Consider the following 25,477-nt stretch of genomic DNA (forward strand, 5'->3'; position numbering starts at 1 on the left):
AGGGCAAATATTCATTTGCTCTGGCTGTTTGTTTACGATCCAGTATCCAGGCTGCTGCTGCCGCCAATAAGATCGATGAGATAGCGCAGCGGGGCGGATATATGCTTGTTTTTATGGATAATGATCTGCGTGTAGAAGGAGGCTAGTGTGTCCTCCCGAACGGAGAAGGCGGATAACTGTTCTTTGATTAACATATCGTTGGCTGCAATCTTCGGAATCATCGCGATGCCCATCCCATACAGCACGCATTGTTTAATGCCCTCGAGGCTGCCCATTTCGGATACCACCTGATAGGAAATGCCTTTATCGTTCATGGATCGCTCAAGCGCACTGCGATAGCAGCAGCCCCTCTCCGTGAGGATGAAGGGGCTGTTCTCCAGCTCGCGAATACTCATGTCGCTTCGTCCGTGCAGGGGATGGTCTTTGGAGCAGATGAAGATCAGCTCTTCATTGCGAACGCTGATGGAGCTCAGCTCCGGGTCAGTGACAGGCATGTCCAGCACAAAGCCGATGTCCAACTCATTGCTTTTTATTTTGCGGATAATTTCATGATCCGAGGTCGGGAAGAAGACGACATTGGCCTGCGGATAGCGGTTGCGGAAAGCTTGGAAATAAGGTGGAAGGAAAAAGGCGGCCAGCGTCTCCGTCGTTCCGATCGCCAGACTCACATTGGACCCTGTGCTGAACGTCTCCTTGGCCTGGTGATAGCCTTGGGCGATTTGATCGGCGTAAGCGAGCATCTGCACGCCGCTGGCGGTCAGCTTCAGCCGCTTGCTGCTGCGTTCAAACAGCTTTACGCCAAAATGATTTTCCAGCCGCTGAATCTGCACGCTTACCGTAGGCTGTGCGTAGCCAAGCTTTTCGGCGGCTCTAGTGAGGTTTTGACAGCGTGCTACCTCGCGAAACGTAATGAAGTATTGAATATCCAAATTATGTATCACCTCTTTCATTAAAGATATTAATGAAAATTCATTATAACAAATAGGGATTACAATATGGAGTGATTTCCATTTCTAGTATGACATGAACGATCTGGGAGATCAATCTACCCTGAAACTTATGGTTATGGTGTCCCAATCATTAAAAAGTGTAATGATACATATTACAAAACATAGTCTTTTATAATGAAATAAATCTGATATACTATAAATATTCGTAGCGGATAAATAGGAATTAGGATGGGCGTACTCCTCGAAGGAGAGGTTCACATCATCGTGCTTTTTTCAGACCATACCTTTGAAGGAGAGAACTATAAATGAAAAAGTCAGCCTTTTCCATCCTCTTATCTATTTTGACATTAATTCTGATTTCCGCTTGCGGTTCACAGGCTTCAAACACGAGCAACACGCCTTCCGCTGCCAAGACGCAGCCTGAAAAATCGGGGGATGGAGCTGGCGCTAGCAATACGAAGCCTGAGGATCGTGTGATTAAGCTGCTGGCCAATAGCTCGAACCATAATGATGAGGTGGCAGCTATTCTGGTAAAGGAAGTTGAGAAGCTGGGCTACAAGCTGGAGTTCAAAGTGCCAACGGACATCATCATCGCGAACAAGGAAGTGGTTGAGGGCCTCTATGATGCCGTCCTCGGTAACCATTCGGCTGCTCTGAATGCCTTTAACAAAGCGAATAACACCAATCTTGTTCCGGCCTTCCTGACGACGTTTGCACCTAACGGTATCTATTCCAAAAAGTACGCTTCATTCAAAGATCTGCCTGATGGGGCAACAATCAGCATTCCTGGCGACACGGCGAATGGCGGACGTCCGCTCCTCATTCTGCAAAATGCCGGGCTGATTAAAATCAAAGAAGGCTTGGATGTTACGAAGATTACACCGTCCGATATTGTGGATAATCCCCACAAATTCAAATTTAAGACGCTGGAGACAGGCCTGCTGCTGCGTGCGCTTGACGATCTCGACGCAGGGTTCCTCTTCCAAAGCCAGCGCGCGAACGGCGGATTGAAGCTTGAGAGTGCATTTGGACTTGAGAGTGCTGAAGTGAAGGATTTTTACATCATTGCTGCGACGCGTCCTGAGCTAGTCGGCTCGCCAAAGATCGAGGCACTGAAGAAGGCGTACTATTCCGATGCTGTGAAACAATTCTATCAAACACGTTTTGACAAAGGAAGTATTTATTACGCCTGGTAGAAGGGAGCTAGTAAACATGAGCCAAGCAAGACGCCTTGTGCTGGGAAGCTCACTCAGTATCGGGGGCAGCCACACCTCGGTATGGCGGCATCCTAGATACTGGTCGGATGCCTCCATTAATATCGATTATTTTGTCTCTGCCGCACGCAAGGCGGAGGAGGGCAAGCTCGACTTTATATTTGTGGGGGACAGCCTATACGTTAACGATCATACCGCCCCGCATCTGATAAACCGGCTAGAGCCGCTTACGCTGCTCTCCGTTGTGGCAGGTGCGACTTCGCGGATCGGGCTTGTCGGGACTTTGTCTACAACGTATCACGAGCCCTTTCATGTTGCCCGCCTGTTCGGCTCCCTGGATCATATCAGCCGGGGAAGGGCCGCTTGGAATGTCGTCACGACTGCACTTCCGGGCACCGCTGAGAATTTCGGCCGTGACAGCCATTTGGAGCATGACCAGCGCTATAGGGTGGCAACCGAGTTTCTGGATGTCGTGAAGGGGCTCTGGGACTCTTGGGAGGAAGGCGCGTTCTTGCGTGACAAAAGCAGCGGTGTATATTTCGATGCCAGCAAGCTGCACACGCTGAATTACAAGGGCGAGCACTTCTCCGTGCGCGGTCCGCTCAGCATGGAGCGTACGCCGCAGGGCCGGCCGATTATTGTGCAAGCCGGCTCCTCGGACGCGGGCAAGGACTTTGCCGCCAGACATGCGGAAATTGTATTTACCCACCAGCCTAGCATCGAGGAAGCAAAGCGCTTTTATCATGATATTAAGGAGCGGGCGGCCAAGCTTGGCCGGAATCCGAATGAGCTCTTGGTGCTGCCTGGAATCAGTACGATTGTGGCCGATAGCGCTGCACAAGCGCAGCAAAAGCAGGACGAGATCGACGCGTTGATCGATATCGATGAAGCGCTGAAGGAGCTGGAACGTTACTTGGATCCTGCGGCGATCGCCCGTATCGATCTGGATGAGCAGCTGGCGCCCCATCTGGACGGGCTGTTGACGGATGGCTATCAGGCAGAGACAGAACGAATCGCTCAGCTTGTGCACAAGGAGAATCTGACATTACGAGGTCTTGCCCTTCGGATGTCGACGCGTGCGGGGCATAATCCGTTCGTCGGGACGGCCGAGCATGTCGCGGATGCCATTCAACAGTGGTTCGAAGCAGAGGCTGTGGACGGTTTTATCGTCAGCTCTGGTCCCATCGTGCCGGAAGGCTTGCATCATTTTGTCGATCAGGTTGTCCCTATTCTGCAAGGCCGCGGCCTCTATCATACAGACTACCGTGCAGAGACATTGCGGGGGCAGCTGGGCCTGCCAGTTCCTCCTAATCGGTATGCGCAGGCCACAACCTAGCAGAAGCCTGCCCCGGCCATAGGTGCACAAAATGGAGGTGAGCAGCGAATGATTTCACTTCGCCATATCTATAAGAGCTTTGACACACCAGCTGGCACCCTGGCGGCAGTTAACAATGTTTCCATCGAGATCGAAAAGGGAGATATCTACGGGATTATCGGCTTTAGCGGTGCCGGCAAATCAACCCTGCTGCGCACGATTAATTTACTGGAGCGTCCTGACAGCGGCACGGTCATCGTAGATGGCAAGCAGCTCGCCGAGCTAAGCAAGGGGCAGCTGCGCCAGGAGCGGCAATCGATCGGCATGATCTTTCAGCACTTTCATCTGCTGAATAATCTGACGGTCTTCGATAATGTGGCTTTCCCGTTGAAAATAGCCGGCATGAACAAGGCAGAGCGACGCAAGGGCGTGGAGGAATGCTTGAGCATTCTGGATATTGCCGATAAGATCGACGCCTATCCGGCCAAGCTAAGCGGCGGGCAGAAGCAGCGGGTGGCTATCGCGCGCTCGATTGCCAACCACCCGAAGGTGCTCCTGTGCGATGAGCCGACCTCATCGGTCGATCCGCAGACTACAGGGGATATCCTGAAGCATCTGGCGCATATTAACCGCCGGCTCGGCATTACGATTGTGATCGTGACCCATGAGATGGATGTGGTCCGGGCGATCTGCAATAAAGTGGCGGTCATGGAGCATGGGGTTATCGTGGAGGACTTTGAAATGAATAACAGCAACTATGTGCCGAAATCCAAAATAGCCAGCTACTTGTTCAAGAGTGAGAACTTTTATGCAGAAGAAGTAGGGGGGAGCTTGCATGGATGAGATGATCCATCAGATCTCCAAGGCGATGCCCGATTTCTGGATAGCGTTCGGCGAATCCTGGTACATGCTGCTGATCTCCATTCCCATTACAGTCATGCTCGGCGTCCCTCTCGGAACCGTACTCTACTTTATCCGGCCAGGCTCCAGATTCAAGGCGCCACGGACCTATATTATTCTTAACGGCCTCGTTAATATTGTTCGTTCCTTCCCGTTTATTGTGCTGTTGATCGCGATCATTCCTATCACAAGGCTGATCGTCGGCACAGCGCTCGGGACGACAGCGGTCATCGTACCGCTCGTAGTTGCCTCTACGCCGTACTTTGCCAGATTTATCGAGCAGAGTCTGCTGGAGATCAACAGGGGACTTATTGAAGCGGCGGAATCGATGGGGGCCAGCTGGCCGCGAATCATATGGAGCGTACTCTATGTAGAAGCTCGGTCCAGCATTGTCAATTCCATCGTCATTATTCTCGTCAGCTTTCTGAATTACTCTTCCGTTGCAGGGCTTGTCGGAGGGGGAGGACTCGGCGACTTCGCACTCCGTTACGGCTACCAGCGGTATGAGACGTATACGATGGCTTTTACCATCATCGTCATTGTCATCTGTGTGCAGCTGTTCCAGTTCGTCGGCAACTACATCGTCAGCAAGCTGGACAAGCGTCTGTAGAATCGAATGTATCCAACACACCTAGGGAGGAAACAGATTATGACACAACTGAGTAAAGAGCAACTGGTCGCAACGTACAAAGCAGGAGGAGAGGCACTTGCGCAAGCGGTACAGGGCTTAAGTGAAGCGGAGCTGCTGCACCATCGTCTGCCGGAGAAGTGGTCGATCAAGCAGATTGCTGTTCATCTGGCGGATGCGGAGCTGGCTGTATCGTTCCGTGTACGGAATATTCTCTCGGAGAAGGCCCCTGCTATACAGCCTTTCGAGCAGGACAACTGGACCGACTCGCTGAATTATGAAGCGCTCGATCTGGCGGCTGCGCTGGAGCGCTTCCGATTGCTTCGTGCTGCCAACAGCGAGCTGCTGGAGCAAATCAAAGATGAGGCATGGGAGCGTACCGGAGCGCATCCGGAGAACGGACTGATTACACTTGCACAGGTGATTGCCGGGCAAATCAACCATCTGCAGGGGCATCTGGACCAAATCCAAACCGCCCTTACCGATTACCGCAGCAGGTAATCGGTATGACAAGTATACGCAGTGAGGAAATCTTAGTAGATAACAACAAGGAAGCTGAGCTGATCAGCTTGGCGAAGCGGCTGGCAGTCCGATTCGCTGAGCGTGCTCCCCAGCATGATCGCGAGGGTTCTTTTCCATTCGATAATTTCGAGGATTTAAAGCAGGCAGGCTGCCTGAAGCTTACAGTGCCGAAGGAATTCGGTGGCGACGAAATCTCCTTGTTCTCGCTTGTCCAATTTCTGGAGAACATTGCCAGGGGAGATGGCTCTACAGCCCTTTCCCTGGGTTGGCATCTCGGTTTAATTCTGCAGCTGAGGACGACGCGTCGCTGGCCGGAGCATCTGTTTGCTCGACTGTGCAAGCTGACGGTCGAGCAAGGCGAGTTGTACAACGGCTATATCAGCGAGCCTGGGATCGGAAGTCCGGGCCGTGGCGCAAAGCCGCGCACAACGGCTGTCCGCTCTGAAGGCGGCTGGCTGCTGAGCGGACGCAAAAGCTTCAGCACGCTGCTGCCGAACATTAATCATTTCAGTGTCATCGCATCGATCGACGGAGAAGCTGCAACGGGAGAATTCTACGTGGATCGCCAGGCGGGTGTTGGAATGAAGGAAACCTGGGATACGCTTGGCATGCGTTCCACCGGCAGTCATGATCTGCTGCTAGATCGCGTATTTGTGCCAGAGGCATCTGTGGTCTCCATCTCACCAAAAGGTCAGCAGCAACAGCAGCCGCAGGATGGGCACGGCTTTCTCATGTTCATCTCGGCCTGCTATCTCGGGCTGGCGACTGCAGCGCGGGACTACGCCGTTGAGTTCGCCCGCACGTATCAGCCGGACAGTCTCGGCATGCCAATCGGGGAGCTTCCTCTTATTCAGCAGCATCTTGGACTGATCGAGGCGGAGCTAACGACGGCGAGAATACTGCTGTACTCCATGGCTCGCCGCTGGGATGAGGAGCCGGGGGAACGGGCTGCTCTGAAGCCGGAGTTTGCGCTGACCAAGTACACGGCAGTGAATAGTGCGATTAGCATCTCGGACCGCGCTATGCGGGTCTGCGGTGGCTCCAGCCTGTCTCGCTCGAATCCGTTGGAGCGAATTTATCGCGATATTCGGGCCGGTTTATTCAATCCGCCGCTCGACGATCTGGTCATCAAAGATCTTGCCTTCAAGGCGCTGGGCAAGTACAGCTAGAACACAGCTCAAGGGCCGAGCCAAGCCTTCGCCTTAACTTTTGACTTCTTGAACTAAAGAAACCTCTCTTCTATGTAATGGTTGGTTCCTACTTCCATTACCCAAGAAAGGTTTCTTTTTTTACGGCTAAAATCCTCATTGGGAGGATTTGCAGTTTTGCCCATATGAGGTATTCTATTATCATTAAGTGGGAAGTTAATATCACAAAGTACCAACAAGGAAGATTCGAAAATTGTTATATTGAAGGAGGATCTGCATGGCCGCAACCCTACAACTCGACGGCTTAAGTTTACAATTGCAGGACTTGCTGCAATTCTGGCAGGAGAGTACGATCAAGTCAAGATCGTCACCGATCATCTTCAAGCTCCAGATTCCCCAGGCTAGATGGATTCAATCCTTAAGCTTCCCAATATTTAGTTGAAACATTTTATTTGGTTCATTTGACAAGGACCCAGCCACCGGGTTCAATAAGGTTGAATGAATACGGATATGAGGGCTAAACTAACAAATAAAATGGACTTCATAGCAAAGCGATTAACGTTGTTAACTGCTAAGATAATAAAACAGTAAGAAATGGATAAGACGGGGACAATCTATAAGTAGGGGTGAGCCTATGGAGGGGATGCCAGGCAAAATAGTGAAAGTACCTAAGGACTTAGTCAGCCTTGATATGCTAAAGATGAGAGGGCTAACAGTCGTAGGGGCTTGCTTATACACGGGTGTCCAAAGCGGGCGTATGTTCCTACAGGAACATGTTCTATTATTTGTGCTAGAAGGGGTCTATATTGTCAAAAATGGCGAAGAGGAGCATACCGTAAGAAAAAATGAAATGGTGCTCTTGCAAAAGGCGACTGTAGTCGAATATGAGAAATATGGTGAAGAGAACTCGGAGCATATATTGGAATATATGATGTTTTTCTTACAGGATGAGTTGCTTCATGAGTTTGTTAAGATGTCCCAATTCTCATCCGTCGAGCGAAACGAATCTATACCCGCTAGCGTGATTCCTGTCAATGAGCGCCTGCTAAGCTATTTGGCGTCACTGAAACCGTATTTCAAGGTTTCTGAGGGGATACAAGACGAATTATTAAAATTAAAAATGCTGGAGCTGCTGTTCAATATTTTGGATGCAGATCCAGTACTCATGCAACAAATTTTGAAGCTCAAGCAGCTTCGGCCCACAAGCATTGTCGAGGTCGTGGAACAGAACATTTTGAATCCCGTATCCCTCCAGGATTTAGCCTATTTATCTGGCAAAAGCTTGTCTGCATTCAAGCGGGAGTTTCGAAAAATTTATAATGAACCTACCTTTCAATGGATTCGTAACCGCCGGTTGGATAAGGCCAAGGAATTATTGACCCATTCGGAGTTATCCGTTACGGAGGTTTGCTTGGCGACAGGCTTCGAAAATGTCTCTCATTTCTCCAAGGTATGGAAGAAAAGGTTTGGTTCCCCTCCATCAGCCCTAAGACAAGGCTTATCGAATCGGAGCTTACATCAAGCATAATAGGGCGGCTTGTGATATAATTGCGAGAACGGAACGGAGACGAGAGCGCTGATTGCGCAGAGGCGCAATCAGTGTTTTTTGCCATGTATACTGGGGGGAGTGAGCGCATTGTTTACCATTAAGGAAGCATCGGAGCAATTGAATTGTCCCGCACATACGATACGTTTCTATGATAAAGAAGGACTACTGCCCAACATTCGCAGGGACGAAAATGGCAACCGTATATTTGATAAAAAGGATTTGGACTGGATTCGACTCATGAGCTGTTTCCGCGCAACGGGAATGAGCATAGCGAAGATCAGAGAAATTGTGGAGCTGGCCGAACAGGGAGAAGCCACGATCGGACAAAGAAGGGCCATACTGGAAGCGCATCAAGCGGAGATTATAAGAAAGCAGCAGGTGCTTAACGAGGCTTTTGAAGCGGTTAGTCAGAAGCTGGAGGTTTATAATAACATTCAAAAAGGAAACCCGGAAGACAGTTTTCTCGAATATATCGAGAAACAGGAGCCGCCAATAAGCTAACATGTCGCGAATCCTCGTTGCATTATTTCGCTCAATGAAATAATGCAACGAGGATTCGTTATTTTTGATGAAAAACTCTTGACTTAAAGTGGACTTTAACATGTAAAATGTAAAAGATTTGGATTCATTATTCCTAAATAATAAGAAAGTGGGAAGTTAACGGGATGAAAGTATTCATGATAGTGATCATAGCCGCTCTAGCCATCTTTTTGATCGTGTACTTTTATCCGCCGCTTGGCGGCAAAAGCTCGGCCGAAAGCCAGAGGAAAATTCAACAATCCCCGCAGTTTGTCGACGGGAAGTTTCGCAATCAAATTCCAACACCTATGGATTATAGCTTAAAAGAAACCGCCGATGCGCTAATCAAAACGGTAAAAGGGAATCCGAACGGCAGACCGAAAGGAAGCCTCCCTGTTGATAGCTTTGATGCGAAGGCCTTCGCGGAAAAGGCGGAGGATCAAGTCGTCTGGTTCGGACATTCAACGCTATTGCTGAAAGCAAGCGGAGTGAAGGTGTTAATAGACCCGGTATTCGGAACCTATGCTTCTCCGGTGCCTTACTTCGGTCCCAAGCGTTACAGCGACAAGCTGCCGGCAGAGATCGAGGAATTGCCGGAAATTGATGTCGTCCTCATCTCGCATGATCATTACGATCATCTGGACTATGGCTCCATTCGCAAATTGAAAGGCAAGGTCAAGCAATTTATCGTCCCATTAGGGATTTCCGGGCATCTGACGAAGTGGGGAGTCGATCCTGACCGCATCAAAGAGCTTGATTGGTGGGAAGAGGAGACGGTCCAGGGACTGACGTTCGTTAGCACGCCGGCCAGACATTTCTCCGGCCGTGGCAGAGGCGACAGCGGGGCTACCTTATGGAGCTCCTGGGTTATGACGGGTAAAGAAACGAACATCTATTATAGCGGAGATAGTGGATACGGGCCGCATTTCAAGGAAATTGGCGATAAGTACGGACCATTTGACCTGACGCTCATCGAAACGGGCCAATATGATGAACAATGGGCGAATATTCATATGACTCCGGAAGAATCGCTGCAAGCCAACCAGGATGTGCAAGGCAAACGGATGATACCTATTCACTGGGGAGCGTTCACCTTAGCGCTGCACAGCTGGACGGACCCTATAGAGCGGGCGAAACTGGCGGCTGAACAGCGGAATACAGTGCTGATAACACCAAGAATAGGCGAAACGGTAACGATAGGATCGCCGGAATACCCGTCCTCAAAGTGGTGGGAGTAACGCTCGGGCGTCTCGTGCTTGGGTAATTACCGGGAGAAAAGTATCGTCTGAGAGATGATCCAAAGAAATAGTTCCAGATTGACCCTTCTGTGATCCATGCAGAAGGGTTTTTGATGTTGGATACCTTTGTTTTTTGGGTAGCTCGTTTCTCCTCTGTTGAAGTTTTCGTGATGCCTATCTTGAATCGTACACTCTGAATTCTCTTTACAGAGGCGTCCGGGTCTGCTAAAATGACCAAATCCGATTGTTAACCTAAAAATATGATTTATGGTTAACAATTAAATAATTAGAGGATGGTGATCATGGGTGATAACGGATTACGAACGGCTCGCTGCCATGAATAAGGAGCACTTATGGCATCCTTTTACTCAAATGAAGGATTACAATAACTCGGATCCGCTTATTATTGAACGCGGCGAAGGCATCATGCTGTATGACGTCCAAGGACGCGCTTATTATGATGGTTTCTCATCCGTATGGCTCAACGTACATGGACATAACGTGCCGGAGCTCAATCAGGCCATCACGGAGCAGTTAGGGCGAGTCGCCCATTCCACCCTTCTCGGAATGGCCAATGTGCCAGCCATCGAGCTTGCAGAAAAGCTGGTGGGGATCACTCCGGCAGGGCTAAACAAAGTGTTTTACTCCGATTCAGGAGCGACCGGTGTCGAGATCGCGATCAAAATGGCGTTTCAATACTGGCATAACAAGGGAATACGGGGGAAAACAAAGTTTATCACGATGAATCAAGCGTACCACGGAGATACCGTTGGTGCCGTGAGTGTCGGTGCGATCCCTCTGTACCATGACGTGTTTCGCCCCATGCTATTTCCTTCCCACGTCATTCCATATCCCTACTCTTATCGCCATGTTGGCGGCGAGGCGAAAGCAACGGAAGATACGCTAACCGCACTACGTCATTTGCTCGAGACTCGGGCGGATGAAATTGCGGCTCTCATTGTGGAGCCGATCGTACAAGGGGCTAGTGGCATCATCGTCATGCCGCCAGGCTGTTTAAGCCAGATGGCTAAGTTGTGCCGCAAGTATGGCGTCCTGCTCATCGCTGACGAGGTGGCGACCGGTTTCGGTCGAACGGGGGCTATGTTCGCTTGTGATCTCGAAGATGTTTCACCTGATTTGATGGTGATCGGGAAAGGGTTGACCGGCGGCTATTTGCCGGTGGCAGCGACGCTTGCGACGGACGAGGTGTACGAAGCGTTTTATGCCGATTACCAAGAGCAGAAAACATTTTTCCATGGTCATTCCTACACGGGGAACCAACTCGGCTGTGCCGTTGCTTTGGCTAGCTTGAAGCTGTTTGAAGAGCGCAACCTGGTCGAAGGAGTAAAAGCTAAGGCATCCTTTGTTGAGCAGAAGCTCGCAGCGCTCAAAGATCGCCCGCATGTGGGTGAAATCCGGCAAAAAGGACTGATGATCGGAATCGAGCTCGTACGCGACAAGACATCACGGGAGACGTACGATTGGGCAGAACGAATTGGCGTTCGCACGAGCTTGCGGGCCAGAGAACTCGGCATGCTAACGAGACCGCTCGGCAATGTGATTGTCTTCATCCCTCCGCTTGTCAGTACTGAAGCGGAACTTGATGCCATGACCGATATTTTGGAGCAATCCATCCTTCACGTCACGGAAGGCGGCCTGGTTACATGAACCAAGTGAATATGGAAACGATACGCGGATTATTCGTGACAGGAACGGACACCGGCGTAAGGAAGACTGTTGTCACGGCAGCCATTACGAGGCGCTGCTCACGGAAGGAGCTGGCTCAGGAGCTTCACGTCATGTGACAGGTAACCAGATGTCTTATGGTCGTCTGGAAGAAGCACTGGCTGAGTGGCAGAACTGCGAAGCTGCGCTAGTTTTTGCTAATGGATATATGGCTAATTCAAGAGTTATCCGTGCACTAGTAGGCCGAGGAGATGTTGTGTTCAGCGATCAGTTGAACCATGCAAGGTATGGTGGATGGCATTGTATTAAGCCGTGCGGAGCATGCTCGGTACCGTCATAATCATATGGAACATTTGCGTATGCTACTGAATAAGTATCGGGATAAACGGCGTAAGCTGATTGTTACGGACGCTGTTTTCTCCATGGATGGTGATCAGGCTCCATTGCGTGAACTGGCTGCGCTCAAACGCGAGTACGGAGCGATGCTCATGGTGGATGAGGCACATAGTGGGGGGATCTACGGGGGGCGAGGCGAAGGATTATGTCATGAACTCGGGCTGCAGGGAGATGTGGATATTCATATGGGAACATTAAGCAAATCCTTCGGTGTCTACGGCGCTTATATTGTTGGCAGACGCACGCTAATTCGATGGCTGGTGAACAAGGCTAGGCCACTCATCTATTCAACGGCGTTGCCCCCTTCTATCGTAACTGGCATTTCCATGTCGTTAGATTTGGTACAAAAGGAACACTGGCGTCGAGAAAGGCTTCATACGGCAACCCGGTTATTTCGGTCCTCGCTTCGTGACGCCGGGTTTAGCATCGGTGATGGCGACTCTCCTATTGTACCTTTAATCGTGGGCGATAACGATACGGCCTTGCGCTTCAGCGGAGCTCTAGAAGAAGAAGGGATTCTAGCGGTTGCCATCCGTCCGCCTACGGTGCCTGATGGCACAGCGCGCCTTCGCTTTTCCTTGTCAGCCGTTCACATGGATAAGGAGTTGACCGATGCAGCCGCACACATCCACAACATCGGACTTCGACTAGGGGTGTTGAGTCCATGATGGCATTGGATGTTGATTCCGTGAAAACTCAGCCAGCGACAAGCGGCACCATGTTATGGTTGTGCGGATGGAGTATGCCGGATGCAGTTTTCGATCGGATTCGCTAGTTACTTCCGGATTTTCATCATGTTTCTGTCGATTACAGGGAGGCTGATTCTCCAGAGAACTTGCTGCTCCTGACTGAAATCGCAGTCAAAAACTTGCTGTATTTGGATGGAGAGGCTTGCAGGACAAGAGCTTTCCACGGTCCGCTATTGATCGGGGGATGGTCTCTCGGCGGTTTACTGGCACTGCGGCTAGCGCTCCAAGGGTTCGCTGATGGCCTGGTGTTGCTCGGGGCCACTGCCCGATTTACGAGGTCCAAAGAGGAGTCTGATCTCGGTTGGGCAGATCTATACGTTAGGAAGATGATGACAGGGCTCGTACAGAACCGGCAAGATGTTGAAACCAAGTTCCGACAGCTCCTATTGACGGAGGCCGAATGGGAGGCCGGTCTAGGCGAAAGCCTTCCCCCAATCGGCAGCTGGACAACCCCAGCGCTAATCGCAGGTCTTCAAATCTTGCGAAGCGAGGAATGCTTGTCTCAAATGAAGAGCATCACCTGTCCGGTATTTCTTGTGCACGGGACTGAGGATCGGATTTGTCCTTACGGCGCTGCATTGGAGCTGATGGCCCAGTTGCCGCAAGCAAAGTTATTCACGATACCTGCCTGCGGGCATGCTCCGTTCTTGGGAAGGGAAGACCAAATAGCTAATAAACTGAGGAGATGGTGGCATGAGCAGCAGGATTAGTAATATCCGGCGTCAATTTAATCGAAGTGCAAATTCGTACGACGCTCACGCTCATGTTCAGCGTTTGATGTCGGATCGGCTTGCAAAATCTCTCTTAGGGTGGAAGAACAAAAGCGACATAGATAGGCTCAGTATGCTTGAGATCGGTTGCGGCACGGGGACGCTGACCGAGATTCTAGTAACGGAATGGCCCAGTGCGAGTATGACTGCACTTGATATTGCGCCCGAGATGATCCGATTGGCTGAACAACGTGTCCTATCAGATGAGGCGAATTTTAATGGCATCCCAACACTGAATTCGGATCGTGTACGCTTTCTTCATGCTGATGTTGAAGTGTGGGCGAAAGATGCTACGACCTCCTCGTTCGATCTCATCGTCTCCAACGCCTGCTTTCAATGGCTTAGCAATCCTAGGCAAACACTGGGTCACCTTCGGCGGATGCTTCGTCCTGGAGGCTCGCTCATATTTAGCACATTTGGGCCTGACACATTCTGCGAGATGCATGAGGCTTTTCATGCCGTTTATCGAGCTCATGGCATGGAGCCGCAGCGGCACGGCCTGCAGTTTCTATCGACAGAGGAATGGAACAGCTTGCTCACGGCAGCAGGATTTTCATGTATCCAATGGGAACGCTCGATTCAGAGGGAAACGTATGCTTCAGCCAGAGATTTTCTTCACTCGGTCAAAGCGATGGGAGCCAGCACTTCCGAGGCTGTTCCTATGCGCGGCCTCAGTTCGCGACTTCTGTTCGCCAGCATGTATAAGGAATACGAGGAGAAGTTCAGCCTACCGGGAGGTGTTGCTGCCAGTTATGATCTTCTATGGATCCAAGCATTGGCGGAGGGGTAGATAAGCTTTATAACTGACAAGCGTAGCCCAAAAAGGCAGCGGCGTCTGGAACATGCTATTCCATGTTCCAGACGCCGCTGCCTTTTTAAGAGCTTTTGATCCACTTTATCATTAACCGAGGATTCATCAAGGACGGGTTTAATTAAGTTAACGAGCATGGTCTTTGGAATAATGAGGAAGGAACCTAACTAGAACAATTCCCAATTGATGTTGTCGGCAAAGCACCGGAGTATATTTCTGTCATGTCCGTTAAGTCTTTGGGAAACTTGGACAAGCCTATCACGAGAAAAACTGAGGGAAAATAAAAAGGGAGAGAATTTCGCCAATGCTTCCTTTCCTCATTGATAAGATCAAAGAAACGCTTGCTCCTGACGTCGCGTCAAGTGCTATAGTAACGCTTGAAAGGGGCTGAGAATGATAGAGAAGACATTTTCAATCAAGCTGACCGCGAAGACGGGAAGGAAGCTGCGCTTCTGCGATCGCAAAGGGCTGCTTAAGTCAAGAGATACAATGAACGGGAGTAGACACCGTTGTCACCACAACATGATACTTCTAGCTCTTGAAGTAGTCGATGTTCAAATCTTAGGAAAACAAAATATTAATTTATAGTGGGAGTGTTTATAATGTCAAATAACAGGAAAATGCTGCAAGAATCTTCGAATCCCGCCCTTCGAATTCGTCCCCGCGTACGATGGGGGGTTCTCGGATATTTCCTCTACATCGCAGTCTTCTACGGTATCTTCGTGCTCAACGGCGTCGACTACCCGCGAATAGGTGAGAGTGAGCAGACCCTTCTTCTCTGGTACGTAGCACCAATGTTCGGCGGTGCCGTGCTAGCCTTCACAGTAGTTACGATCTACGGATGGTGGCGCCCCGGTCTGGCTGAAAAGCGGCAGCTTTCTCGATGGACGATGACGCTCCCGATTATCATGACAGTCATCGCGATCGTGAACATGCTGATCGCCGATTTCACCCGTGTTACGCCCCTGATGTGGCTGTATCTCTTCGTCGGCAGCATCCTGGTCGGCTTTAATGAGGAGATGATCCACCGAGGTCAATTGTTAGTCGCTCTGCGCAGCCGATTCGGCGAAACCGGGGTCTGGCTGCTCTCATCTGGGATGTTCGCAGTCTTCCACCTGCCGGACATGTTCCTGGGCCTTGGGGCGGGCGCCCTGTTCCAGGTGATGATGGCTTTCGGCCTCGGTTCGATCTTCTATCTCGCCCGGCGGTCTACCGGATCGCTCGTAGCCTCCATGTTCCTGCACGGACTCTGGGACTTGAGCATCTTCTCGCATGGCACGTCGTCGTTTCCCATCGCTGGTATGGCATCTCCGTTGTTGGCGATCGCTGGAGCGATCACGGTTCTCATCATCCTCCGCCGTGAAAAGCGGCGCAATAGCGCCCAAAGCGTGTCACGACCAGTCGGCTGATCCGCGGCAAGACTGCCGGCGCTGCACGAGCTGGATCCGGTGCACAGGGATCCGCATCCGGGCATATCGAGATGGCTGAGAAGGCTTTGAACCAATCGATATGTGGCAGGGATACGGATTCGAGCTTTATCGGGAAGAGACTTACAACTGGGCAGATGATAGTTCAATTCAGGAGATAAGACTACACTGGGCGATCAAGTAAAAGAAAGATAAAGAAAAACTGAGATACCAGGCATGTTAGGACATGGAAAAGCATCAATCACTCAACTATACGTCCGCTGTGCGGAGAACGCCGACGAGAACTTTATCGTCGGTTCTTTTAGCATAATCTGTACGGTTGAGTAACGGTGGTAGGGTGCACAGTTTTAATTATTTTGCATCCGCAAAATATCGGCAGTCGGAGAACACCCAAATAACCGTGCATATTCACGACTGAATTGAGATGGACTTTCATAGCCGACATGAAAAGCGGTATTTGCGACGTTGTAGTTTTCAGTCATTAAAAGGCGCCGCCCTTCTTGCAATCGCAGCTGTTTCTGATACTGAACGGGAGTCATCGCAGTAACTTGCTTGAAATGACGATATAGAGACGAAGAACTCATGTTGGCAATTTCCGTTAATTCATTAATACGTAGAGGTTTGTTGAAGTTTGTTTTAATCCGTTCGACTACCTCTGCAATCGTTGCATAATGACTACCGGTTGTGGCAATTTGCTTGAAAACATCCCCCTCTTTTTCAATAAGTAGCCTATATATGATTTCTTTAATGATTAATGGCGCTAATGCTGATATATCTCTTGGAGTTTCCAATAGTCTTACTAGCCGAATCACTGCATCCAGAAGACTATTGTTCATTTTCCCAACAAATAAGCTTTTTGGATAATTTTCTATACTTTCGGGAAACAGATGGGTCTCCTTCATGACTTCAAAGATTTCACCTGCGTCAAGGTCAAGTCGGATTGACAAAAAGGGAGCTTCCGATGAAGGCTTGATCGCTTGTCCGGATATCGGCACATCTAAAGAAACAGCCAAATAATCGCAAACGCCGTATGTATAACTTTCGTTGCCCAAAATCACTATTTTTTCTCCTTGAGCAACTATACATAAGGAGGGCTTTTGAATTCTGCATATAGGGACTGTGGCATTGGAATCTTGAATGAGATGAAGTGAAGGAATTAATGTGTGATGGTCCCCATCTTTTTCAGTAAAACAAGCTGTTGGTCAGGTTTCAGAGGAACGTTTTTTGCCGCTTAAAGTTGATTTGAAAAATTCCGCTTCCATTGCTCAATCCATGGAATTGGCCTACGAGCATTTTGGACAAATAGATGTAGCGGTCAATAACGCTGGATACGGAATTGGTGGAGCTATCGAAGAGCTTTCCGAACAGGATATCCTAGCAAGCTTCGAAGTTAACGTGTTTGGCAGCATTTACGTGATCCAAAGTGTTTTGCCCTACATGAGGAAGAAACGCTATGGTCACATCATTAATATTTCATCTATCGCTGGACTTGCTCCGCACACGGGATGGAGTATTTATGCTGCCACCAAATCGGCTCTTATTGGTTTGTCAGATGCTTTAGCCCAAGATGTTAAATCGATGGGAATCCATGTAACGGTTGTTGCGCCGGGGGGATTTAGAACCGAATTTAATACAGCCGAATCCCTGGTTGTAGCGGATCATAAAATCGCCGATTATTTTTCTCTCCATGATGAAATAAAAAAATTTGAAGCGAAACATGGCAAGCAATTGGTGATCCAGAAAAAGCTGCCGAAGTTTTTATCGAGTTGGTGGAATCGGACAACCCGCCAACTTGCTTATTTTTAGGATCTGACGCCTACCAGCGGGCAAACCAAAAGTTAAACAACCTACTCGAAGATTTGCAGGTCAATAAGCAATTAAGTGAACAAACAGATAGTAACTAAACTTGGATTTTAATGTCTGGGTCCTTTGGGAATAAGGTTGATTGATGCACTCTATATATACGATCAAGGAGCTGCCGCGGCAGCTCCTTTGACTTGCCCATGAAAATTGTTACAGACTAAATGATAATGATCACAAATTGGAGTAGTTCCTACCATAAGTATATACACCTGGGTAGTCGTGTTGCCCCATTCGGGTTCATACGACTTGTTGCCACTCCCCAAATTGAGGCCAAACTCACTTCAGCTGTCTGTCAATGCCTACCGCTGAACCGTTTGATCGCTTCCTCGGTCACCGGCGCGAAGAGGTTAACCAGATTGCCGTCGGGATCGCGAAACAGCACAGCACGGTTCCCCCATGGCATCGTGGTTGGTTCCTTTACCCACTCGTTGATAAACGGCTGCAAGCGCTCGTATTCGGCATCGACATCGTCGATGCGGAACTCGATGATGATAGTGTGATTGTTGGCCACTGCGGAACCAGCGCCGAACAGTTGCACCGTCTGGGAGTGGCCGATCGCCAGGGTGCACGATGGCACAACGAGTTCGGCAAAGACGGGCGCGGGGCGTTCCGCCGAAACACCTAGGACTTTCTCATAGAACTCGACGAGACGATCCACGTTGTCGGTAATGATGCGTACAGAAGCAAAATTCACGAGATATCATTCTTCCAAATAATAAATAATACAATACCGTATCCTATCATTTTGGGCCAGAATACTTCGTACTTATCTTCCGCTCCTTTATGTTTACTTATTCCGATTTAAAAAAAACGCTACTGACAACAGTATGTCAGTAGCGTTTTAGCCTTATTTTGGCCTACTCCCGAATTCGATTTCGCAATGCATCAGTAGACGATATGGATGTTGCCGCGTTCCCCGATCTAAACCTTGATGTAGCTGTTCAGCAAGTCCTTGCCAGTCGAGTGCCCTTTCGGTTTTGGTCGCTGCCTTGGTTACATAATCTAAAAATAAGTTATTTGATATATATGTCTGGTTTGTCGTTCAACTAACAGGCAGTAATGTTTATTTATAATCAATCTAGGTCACGATACAAGGAATTTTTCTGGTAATATTATGAAATAAAATGATGGCAATTGGAGTGAATACTATGCTTTCTGAAGAAGAGTATACGAAGGTTGCGAAAGAAGCGTTAATTCAATACCCGATCATTTGTGAGAAACTTGTTTACCTTGGGAAAAGTGATAATGTTACATTCCGAATTCATACAAATGATGATAATCGAAAGTTTCTTCTCAAAATCCATATCTCGACGAGTTCCATTAAATCAAAGGGAAATATCGAATCAGAACTCATTTGGCTCGAAGCTTTAGATGGAGATACAGATCTCGTAGTACCTTCTCCTGTAAGAAATCTTGACGGTGATCTGGTAATAGATATATCAACTGATCATAGCGATAATAAATTGATTGTGACTATTCATCATTGGGTTAATGGCGAAGTGCTTAACAGGGAGCCAACAAGAAGTGAAACTGCAAATTTGGCTCTTTTAATGGCGGCTCTACATAAACATTCTATGCAGTGGAATGTACCTGAAGGCTTTAATAGACCAATATATAATTCTGATCATTTATTTTCATCACTCAATCAATTAAAACAGTTGGTAAATCTAGAACTTATGTCAAGCGAAGCGTTTGTCTATGTGGAAGAGTCAGCACATAAAATAGCAAATGTGATACAAAGTCATGAACGATTACAGAGTAACTGGGGAGTTATTCATTCTGACCTTCATGAGAGTAACTATGTGTTTCATGGAGATATTCCTCGGCCAATAGATTTTTCGAATTGTGGTTATGGCTTTTATTTATTTGATATTGCTGAAACATTTCTGCATCTTTCAGTTGAAAATAGGAAAATATTTATTGCATCATATAGCAAAGTAAATAAACTACAAGAAAATTATTTAGAGCTATTAGATGCTTTTTTTATATGGTCAATAATAAGGACTTTCGCATTCCATTCTTTAAATCCAATCGAACAACAATCTTTGGCAGAAAGTTTTCCAACAGTTATTCAAGATTATTTTATAAAATATATTAATGGGGAAGATTTCCTGTTAAGCTAACGGATACAATAGGCTAAAAAAACAGCAGCAGTTTAGGACTTTATTTTCTCGTCCAAGACAGCTGCTGCTTTATTTTCAAGATCAGTCCAATTCTATTTTTTCAGCTCGCTCTCAATGTAGCGGAAAAGCTGCTCTCTCACCGTTGTGATCGAGGAGTTGCCCGGATAGAGCTTGTGCATCACTAAGCCTCCCTCCACGGCGGAGAGGATGAACAGGGCAGCATCCTTAGGAATCACTTGCGCGCGAATCTCGCCCGAGGATATGCCTGATTGGATAATCTCGCCGATAAACGCCAACAGATTATCCATAGCCTGCCCAGCCTGCTCATACAGCGGGGGCGATACCGCATGTGCTTCCACCGTGGCGTTTACGATCGGACAGCCTCCAGGGAAGTCCAGGCCGCAATAAAAATCGATGAACGCAGTAAGCTGCCCGAGCGATGTCGGCTGGGAGGCCATGACCGGTTCCATCTGTTCATTCACCAGCGCGCAGCAGTGCTTGAACGATTCGAGCATCAGCTCTTCTTTATCTTTGAAATGATTATAGAGTCCGCCCTTTTGCAGGCCGGTGGCATCCGTAATTTCGGCCAAAGAGGTGGACAAAAAGCCGCGTTGGTTCAACAGCAGAGCTGTTTTTTCGATGACAAACTGCTTGGTCTTCTCACCTTTTCGGATGATAATCCCCTCCTTAACTTGCAGCGGTTGTATGGTTCATTATATTGTAAGGATAACAAAGAGAGAGTGTCAATATCGAATTAAAAGACAGACTGTTCTTATTTTCATAACTAATTAAAATAATCCAGATTGCAGCATATATTTTACATTAACTTTGATGAAACGAGTTTGCTATAATATTAAAACGCTTTCAAAACTAACTTGGAATGGGTGGCCAACATGTATAAGCGCAGCTTGCTAGTCAAAATGCTCGTATGGATTCTGCTTGCTACCGTCATTCCCTTTATCTGCTCGAATCTGATCTCATACCGCTCGACGTCCGCTGCGCTAGAGGAGAATCTGATCGAGTTGAACCGCAAGACGATGAATATCGGCCTGGATAACCTGAAGCGGTACCTGCAGGAGCTGAATCAAACGTCCGTCTCCTGGTACTACGATCAGAGCCTGATCAGCTACATGTGGCTGGAGAAGCCCGGGGCCGAACATACGGTGTACATCGACCGGCAGGTCGATTCCTTATATTACAGCCGGCCGGAGATCAAGCTGGTGAATTACTTCAGTGCGATGAGCGGCCAGCAGTATGTCAAATTAAACCCTGCTGTCTGGGGTGTGTCCCCCCAGCTTAAGCTTCCTTCCCGCAGTCAGGAGGACTGGGGTGTTCTGCCGAGCTACGAGACGCAGCGCTTGAATGGAAGCGCTTTTCTGATCGTCCACCGCAAGCTGATCGATTATCCGAAGTCCACGGTGCTGGGGCTGCTGTCGATCTGCTTCTCTATGGAGGAAATAAGCCGGATCGGTGCGCAGCTCCTTGACCAGACGCATGAGCAATTATTCATGCTCCTGGGAGACGGGCAGATGATCTACACGTCCGATGAGACGGTTGATGCGCGTTCGCTGGGCACGAGTCTTCGTCGGTCCGAGAGCGGAGAGCCCAGAGGCCACTGGTACGGAGAGTTTCAAGGAAAGCCGGGCGTATTTCTGGCCGTCACCGACAGCTATCTCGGTACACCGCTCACCATCGTCAAGTTCATCCCGTCCTCATTCATCAACCAGACCGCGAGGCAAACGCTCGACCGCTCGATCGCGATTCAGTTCATAGCGGTGGCGTTCGTCATTCTATTTACGTTCATCCTCACGTATTCGACCATTGCCCCGATCAAGCGGCTCATCCGCAATATGATCCGTGTAGAAATCGGCCAGTTCGATGTCGAGCGGTTCAAGACGCGTGAAGACGAGCTCGGCATTCTAGAGCTGAGGTTCCAGACGATGGTACGGAATCTCAAGGAGATGATCATCCGTGAATACCAGCAGCGGATCGAGCTGTCGACGGCTCAGCTCAAGATGCTGCAGGCGCAGATCAACCCGCATTTTCTGTACAACACGCTGCAATGGATCGGGACCGAGGCGCTCCGCCATCAGATCGTCGAAATCAATGATAAAATCTCGCAGCTCGGCGCGATCCTCCGCTACAGCATGGATCTGGATACCGAAACCGTCACGCTGCAGATGGAAATCGATCATATTCAGGATTATCTGTCCTTGCAGGAGACTCGGTTTAAGGACCATCTGACGTATACGATTCAATGCGAGCCGGCCGCAGCTCAGGTGCTCGTACCGAAAATGATTCTTCAGCCGCTGGTTGAGAACAGCATCGTGCATGGTATCGAGGACGGGAGCGGGCAAGGCTCCATCTGGCTGGACATTACGCTGGAAGATTCGCTGGTGATCCGGATTATCGACAATGGGAAGGGGATTGATCCATCCACCATCCAGCACCTCAAGCAGCGGTTCGAGAAGGAGCTGTCGCCGCCAGGGGAGCAGGAGGGCATCGGATTGATTAATGTGCTGCAGCGGCTTAGGCTCAAGTACCGGGAGGCGTTCACCTGGGAGATTGTCAGCCGGCCTTATGAACAAACGGAAATTGTACTTGTCATTTCATCTCAGGAGGGGAATTAGCATGAAGGTTCTGATAGTCGACGACGAAGCGCATGTCCGGGAGGGTATCGATCTGTCTGTGTCTTGGGAGAGCTACGGCGTGACGGAGCGGCTGATGGCGGCGAACGGCCTGGAAGCTCTGGAGCTGCTGAAGCGCAGTCAGCCCGCCGTGATGTTCTGCGATATGAAGATGCCGCTGATGGGTGGGCTGGAGCTGCTGGAGAAAATCCGTGAGGAAGGGCTGGATACTCAGGTCATCGTCATCAGCGGGTACGGGGATTTCGAATACACCCGGGCGACGATCCGGGCCAACGGCGTGGATTATATTCTGAAGCCGTTCCGGCGCAAGGATGTGGAGGAGGCGCTGCAGAAGGCGATCCAGGCGTGGCGGGAGGCGGCGGACCTGAAGCAGGTTGATGTCGACCGCAACTTCCTCGTGCGCAGGGCGGAGGCGGTGCTTGGCGAGAAGAAGCTGGCGGCGTATTTCCGGGGCGAGGTGCCGCTGACCTCCTCGATTCGCAGCACGGCGGAGAAGTGTGGGCTGGGAGGCAAGCCGCTGAGGGCGGTGCTGCTGCTGCCCAAGAACCGGCTGGAGGTGTTAAACGAGCGGTTCATGATGGATGACGAGCTGTTCTCGTTCGCATTGGAAAATATCGCGCTGTACGCGCTTGGAAGCGACGTGCCGAGCTATCTGTGCCGGCTGGACGATTACCAGTGGCTGCTGTTCATGGAAGGAACGGCTGCGGGGCTGCAGGGAGCTGGCCATTCCTTTTACCTGGAGCGGCTGAAGCAGGCCTGGCGGCACACGCTGCGCCTGGAGATGCTGGTCGGAACGACCCCGGCGGTGGCCGGGCTGGAGGAGATCCATACCGTCATCGGCGAAGCGAGGCGGGGTCTGCTGGACAGCGATGTGCTGACCGGCAGTAGCCGGAATGGAGGGGCGCCGAGCGGTGAACTCCCTCATCTGGCGAGCGAGCAGTTCCTGCTCCGCAAGGCGATTGAAGCCTGTAACAAGGCCTTTGCGGCGGAATTGGTGAATAAGCATGCGGACGCGCTGCGGCGGAGGGGCTCGCTGCGCCTGAGGGAGCTGCAGGAATGCACGATGGAGGCCAATCTGCTGCTCGGGCGTTGGAGCCGGTTGGCTTCCGAATCCAGCCTGCCCCCGCAGTCTCTGTCCCTCCCGCTGTGGATCAACGACCTGGATGAATGGAGACGGGTGCTCATCAGCCAGATGCATCTGCTGATGGACAGCCTCTATCAGAAGTCCGGCGCCAGTCATAGTATCGAAGAGATCAAGGATTATTTGGATCAGCATTTCTATGAAGAAATTACGTTGACGCTGCTTGCGGAGCAGTTCCACTTCAGCCCCCAGTATATATCCAAGAAATTCAAGGATACCTATCAGAAAACGATCGTGATGTACTTGACCGATCTGAAGATCGAGCGGGCCAAGTCGATGCTGTCCGGTACAAGTCTTTCCGTCGCCGAGATTGCGAATCAGCTCGGCTACGAGGATGAGAATTATTTCAGCAAGGTGTTCAAGAAGCAGGTGGGGGTGTCTCCCTCACCGTACCGCAAACTTCATGAGGCGAAATAATTCCTTGTTTTGGCGAGGATATTCCATGCCGTTCCAAGGCCCGATTCTCTACAATAAAGACATAGCCAGTCACCCACTCAACCCTGTAGGAGGATCATCCATGAAGAAGAGCATGTTTCTAGCAGCCTCTGTTTTGGTAACGCTTTCGATGCTGTCCGGCTGTGCGGGCGGCGGACAGCCAGCCCCCGCTCCGGCGGATAAAGGCGCTTCATCCGCCCCATCGGCTCCGCCGAAGGTCAATCTTAAGCTGGTTCAGGGCAAGATTGAGGTTACGGACCAAGTGAAGCAGATGGCAGCGGATTACACGAAGGAGCATCCGAACGTCAATATTGAAGTCCAAGTCGTCCGCGACCTCGACACGGCGCTGAAGACGAGATTCGCCTCCGGGGACGAGCCGGATATTTTCTTCACCAAGAGCTTCAGCGGCATCCGGGACTGGAGCGAGCGGCTGCTTGATCTGTCCAATGAGCCCTGGATGAGCCAGGTGATGGATTACGCGCTTCCAGGCATGACGATTAACGGCAAGAAGCTGGGTTTCCCGACGGCGCTGGAGGGCTACGGATTTATTTATAACAAGGATCTGTTCGCCAAGGCCGGTATCGATAAGGTGCCTACGACGCTCACCGCGCTCAAGGAAACGAATGAGAAGCTGAAGGCGGCGGGGATCCAATCATACTCCGAAGCGTACAAGGAATACTTCGTGCTGGGACGCAATCTGTTTAACCTGCCGTTCGCTTATGCGAAGGACCCGACCGGCCTGATCGGCAATATCAGCGGGGGAACGGCCAAGGTGCAGGATGTGCCGCTGATGAATAACTTCTTCGACTTGCTGGACATGACCGCCAAGTACGGCCGGGGCGCCGAATCAGTCGGTGTCAGCTACGATAATCAGGTGGCGGATTTTGCAGCAGGCAAGACGGCGATGATGCAACAGGGCGTCTGGACGATCGATCTGATTAATAAAGCGAACCCGAACCTCAACTTCGGCATGTTCGCGGTGCCGTTGACCGATAACCCGAGCGACACGAAGCTGCCGGTGGATATTCCGACTTACTACGTGATCAACAAGGATTCCAAGCAGCTGGAGGAAGCGAAGAAATTTCTCACCTGGCTGCATAAGAACGGACAGAAGTACCTCGTAGAGTCCATGCATCTGATCCCAGCCTTCAAGGATCTGAAGGCGACCAAGGAGCTCGGTCCACTGGCTACGGATATGAGCGTGTATGTGGAGAACAACCAGACGATTCCTTGGGCGTACGCACTCTGGCCGTCCGGCATGGATGTCCAGTTCACCAAGGCGCTGCAGGCCTATGTCGGCGGGCAATTAACGAGAGAGAAGGCGCTCGAGGAAGTACAGAAATCGTGGAATACCGCGTTGAAAAAGTAAGAGCTACGCAGGCTAGCCGCTGCGCCGCTGGTGTCAGCCCCAGCGGGCGGCAGCGGCACAGCGTGGATAACGGGGA

Annotated in this window: 24 protein-coding genes; 20 read left to right on the forward strand and 4 right to left on the reverse strand. The window is 50.1% G+C overall.

Translation table 11 applies throughout. The features are described 5' to 3' along the window. Positions 1 to 32: 32 nt before the first annotated feature. On the reverse strand, positions 33 to 929 hold the full coding sequence (locus WMW72_RS29565; protein WP_341419181.1) for a LysR family transcriptional regulator: 897 nt from the start codon (positions 927 to 929) through the stop codon (positions 33 to 35). Between the two features lie 326 nt (positions 930 to 1,255). Here WMW72_RS29565 and WMW72_RS29570 point away from each other — a divergent pair, with 326 nt between their 5' ends. The 15 genes from WMW72_RS29570 to WMW72_RS29640 all read left to right on the forward strand — a co-directional run bounded on the left by WMW72_RS29570 (position 1,256) and on the right by WMW72_RS29640 (position 15,804). After that, positions 1,256 to 2,146, forward strand: a complete 891-nt coding sequence (locus tag WMW72_RS29570) for a MetQ/NlpA family ABC transporter substrate-binding protein (RefSeq protein WP_341419182.1) — start codon at positions 1,256 to 1,258, stop codon at positions 2,144 to 2,146. Between the two features lie 16 nt (positions 2,147 to 2,162). Next, the gene (locus WMW72_RS29575; RefSeq protein ID WP_341419183.1) at positions 2,163 to 3,500 is read left to right on the forward strand and encodes an LLM class flavin-dependent oxidoreductase; all 1,338 of its coding nucleotides are present in this window, start codon (positions 2,163 to 2,165) and stop codon (positions 3,498 to 3,500) included. A gap of 48 nt (positions 3,501 to 3,548) precedes the next feature. Beyond that, positions 3,549 to 4,322 carry a methionine ABC transporter ATP-binding protein gene (locus WMW72_RS29580; protein WP_341419184.1) on the forward strand — a complete coding sequence of 258 codons (774 nt, stop codon included), beginning with the start codon at positions 3,549 to 3,551 and terminating at the stop codon, positions 4,320 to 4,322. Beyond that, complete coding sequence (locus WMW72_RS29585) at positions 4,315 to 4,989, forward strand: methionine ABC transporter permease (RefSeq protein WP_341419185.1); 675 nt, start codon at positions 4,315 to 4,317, stop codon at positions 4,987 to 4,989. The genes WMW72_RS29580 and WMW72_RS29585 overlap by 8 nt, the downstream gene beginning before the upstream one ends. A 39-nt stretch (positions 4,990 to 5,028) precedes the next feature. After that, a complete protein-coding gene (locus tag WMW72_RS29590; protein WP_341419186.1) occupies positions 5,029 to 5,508 on the forward strand; it encodes a DinB family protein in 480 nt (159 codons plus the stop codon). 5 nt (positions 5,509 to 5,513) lie between these two features. Beyond that, positions 5,514 to 6,698, forward strand: coding sequence for an acyl-CoA dehydrogenase family protein (locus tag WMW72_RS29595; RefSeq protein WP_341419187.1), 1,185 nt, complete (start codon positions 5,514 to 5,516; stop codon positions 6,696 to 6,698). 613 nt (positions 6,699 to 7,311) lie between these two features. Continuing rightward, positions 7,312 to 8,205 carry a helix-turn-helix domain-containing protein gene (locus WMW72_RS29600; RefSeq protein WP_341419188.1) on the forward strand — a complete coding sequence of 298 codons (894 nt, stop codon included), beginning with the start codon at positions 7,312 to 7,314 and terminating at the stop codon, positions 8,203 to 8,205. A gap of 99 nt (positions 8,206 to 8,304) precedes the next feature. After that, the gene (locus WMW72_RS29605; protein WP_423227617.1) at positions 8,305 to 8,727 is read left to right on the forward strand and encodes a MerR family transcriptional regulator; all 423 of its coding nucleotides are present in this window, start codon (positions 8,305 to 8,307) and stop codon (positions 8,725 to 8,727) included. 176 nt (positions 8,728 to 8,903) lie between these two features. Further along, entirely contained in the window at positions 8,904 to 9,983 is a 1,080-nt protein-coding gene (locus WMW72_RS29610; RefSeq protein WP_341419190.1) for an MBL fold metallo-hydrolase, read from the forward strand. A 336-nt stretch (positions 9,984 to 10,319) separates the two neighbouring features. After that, positions 10,320 to 11,651 carry an adenosylmethionine--8-amino-7-oxononanoate transaminase gene (gene bioA, locus WMW72_RS29615; protein ID WP_341419279.1) on the forward strand — a complete coding sequence of 444 codons (1,332 nt, stop codon included), beginning with the start codon at positions 10,320 to 10,322 and terminating at the stop codon, positions 11,649 to 11,651. Next, positions 11,648 to 11,788, forward strand: coding sequence for a hypothetical protein (locus tag WMW72_RS29620; RefSeq protein WP_341419191.1), 141 nt, complete (start codon positions 11,648 to 11,650; stop codon positions 11,786 to 11,788). Before bioA ends, WMW72_RS29620 begins: the two co-directional genes overlap by 4 nt. Positions 11,789 to 12,013: 225 nt before the next feature. Beyond that, on the forward strand, positions 12,014 to 12,733 hold the full coding sequence (locus WMW72_RS29625) for an aminotransferase class I/II-fold pyridoxal phosphate-dependent enzyme (RefSeq protein ID WP_341419280.1): 720 nt from the start codon (positions 12,014 to 12,016) through the stop codon (positions 12,731 to 12,733). 200 nt (positions 12,734 to 12,933) lie between these two features. Beyond that, the gene (locus WMW72_RS29630; RefSeq protein ID WP_341419192.1) at positions 12,934 to 13,524 is read left to right on the forward strand and encodes an alpha/beta fold hydrolase; all 591 of its coding nucleotides are present in this window, start codon (positions 12,934 to 12,936) and stop codon (positions 13,522 to 13,524) included. Next, positions 13,508 to 14,374, forward strand: a complete 867-nt coding sequence (bioC, locus tag WMW72_RS29635) for a malonyl-ACP O-methyltransferase BioC (RefSeq protein WP_341419193.1) — start codon at positions 13,508 to 13,510, stop codon at positions 14,372 to 14,374. The genes WMW72_RS29630 and bioC overlap by 17 nt, the downstream gene beginning before the upstream one ends. A 623-nt stretch (positions 14,375 to 14,997) precedes the next feature. Then, the gene (locus tag WMW72_RS29640) at positions 14,998 to 15,804 is read left to right on the forward strand and encodes a CPBP family intramembrane glutamic endopeptidase (RefSeq protein ID WP_341419194.1); all 807 of its coding nucleotides are present in this window, start codon (positions 14,998 to 15,000) and stop codon (positions 15,802 to 15,804) included. A gap of 365 nt (positions 15,805 to 16,169) precedes the next feature. Here the strand turns inward: WMW72_RS29640 and WMW72_RS29645 are convergent, their stop codons facing one another. Further along, positions 16,170 to 16,979: an AraC family transcriptional regulator gene (locus WMW72_RS29645; RefSeq protein WP_341419281.1), complete on the reverse strand. Its 810-nt coding sequence runs from the start codon at positions 16,977 to 16,979 to the stop codon at positions 16,170 to 16,172. A gap of 85 nt (positions 16,980 to 17,064) precedes the next feature. Here WMW72_RS29645 and WMW72_RS29650 point away from each other — a divergent pair, with 85 nt between their 5' ends. Then, positions 17,065 to 17,628 (forward strand): SDR family NAD(P)-dependent oxidoreductase, encoded by a 564-nt coding sequence (locus WMW72_RS29650; protein WP_341419282.1) that lies wholly within the window; start codon positions 17,065 to 17,067, stop codon positions 17,626 to 17,628. A 349-nt stretch (positions 17,629 to 17,977) separates the two neighbouring features. Here the strand turns inward: WMW72_RS29650 and WMW72_RS29655 are convergent, their stop codons facing one another. Beyond that, complete coding sequence (locus WMW72_RS29655) at positions 17,978 to 18,379, reverse strand: VOC family protein (protein WP_341419195.1); 402 nt, start codon at positions 18,377 to 18,379, stop codon at positions 17,978 to 17,980. 430 nt (positions 18,380 to 18,809) lie between these two features. On the opposite strand from WMW72_RS29655, the gene WMW72_RS29660 reads away from it, so the two are divergent. Further along, the gene (locus WMW72_RS29660; protein WP_341419196.1) at positions 18,810 to 19,808 is read left to right on the forward strand and encodes a phosphotransferase enzyme family protein; all 999 of its coding nucleotides are present in this window, start codon (positions 18,810 to 18,812) and stop codon (positions 19,806 to 19,808) included. 92 nt (positions 19,809 to 19,900) lie between these two features. Here WMW72_RS29660 and WMW72_RS29665 read toward each other — a convergent pair whose 3' ends face one another. Continuing rightward, positions 19,901 to 20,515, reverse strand: coding sequence for a TetR/AcrR family transcriptional regulator (locus WMW72_RS29665; RefSeq protein ID WP_341419283.1), 615 nt, complete (start codon positions 20,513 to 20,515; stop codon positions 19,901 to 19,903). A gap of 177 nt (positions 20,516 to 20,692) precedes the next feature. Here WMW72_RS29665 and WMW72_RS29670 point away from each other — a divergent pair, with 177 nt between their 5' ends. The 3 genes from WMW72_RS29670 to WMW72_RS29680 all read left to right on the forward strand — a co-directional run bounded on the left by WMW72_RS29670 (position 20,693) and on the right by WMW72_RS29680 (position 25,401). Further along, positions 20,693 to 22,438 (forward strand): sensor histidine kinase, encoded by a 1,746-nt coding sequence (locus WMW72_RS29670; RefSeq protein ID WP_341419284.1) that lies wholly within the window; start codon positions 20,693 to 20,695, stop codon positions 22,436 to 22,438. Position 22,439: 1 nt separating this feature from the next. After that, positions 22,440 to 24,014, forward strand: coding sequence for a response regulator transcription factor (locus tag WMW72_RS29675; RefSeq protein WP_341419198.1), 1,575 nt, complete (start codon positions 22,440 to 22,442; stop codon positions 24,012 to 24,014). 100 nt (positions 24,015 to 24,114) lie between these two features. After that, a complete protein-coding gene (locus tag WMW72_RS29680; RefSeq protein WP_341419199.1) occupies positions 24,115 to 25,401 on the forward strand; it encodes an ABC transporter substrate-binding protein in 1,287 nt (428 codons plus the stop codon). The last annotated feature ends 76 nt before the right edge of the window (positions 25,402 to 25,477 follow it).

The sequence above is a fragment of the Paenibacillus filicis genome (assembly GCF_038070315.1).
GTDB classification, from domain to species: domain Bacteria; phylum Bacillota; class Bacilli; order Paenibacillales; family NBRC-103111; genus Paenibacillus_G; species Paenibacillus_G filicis.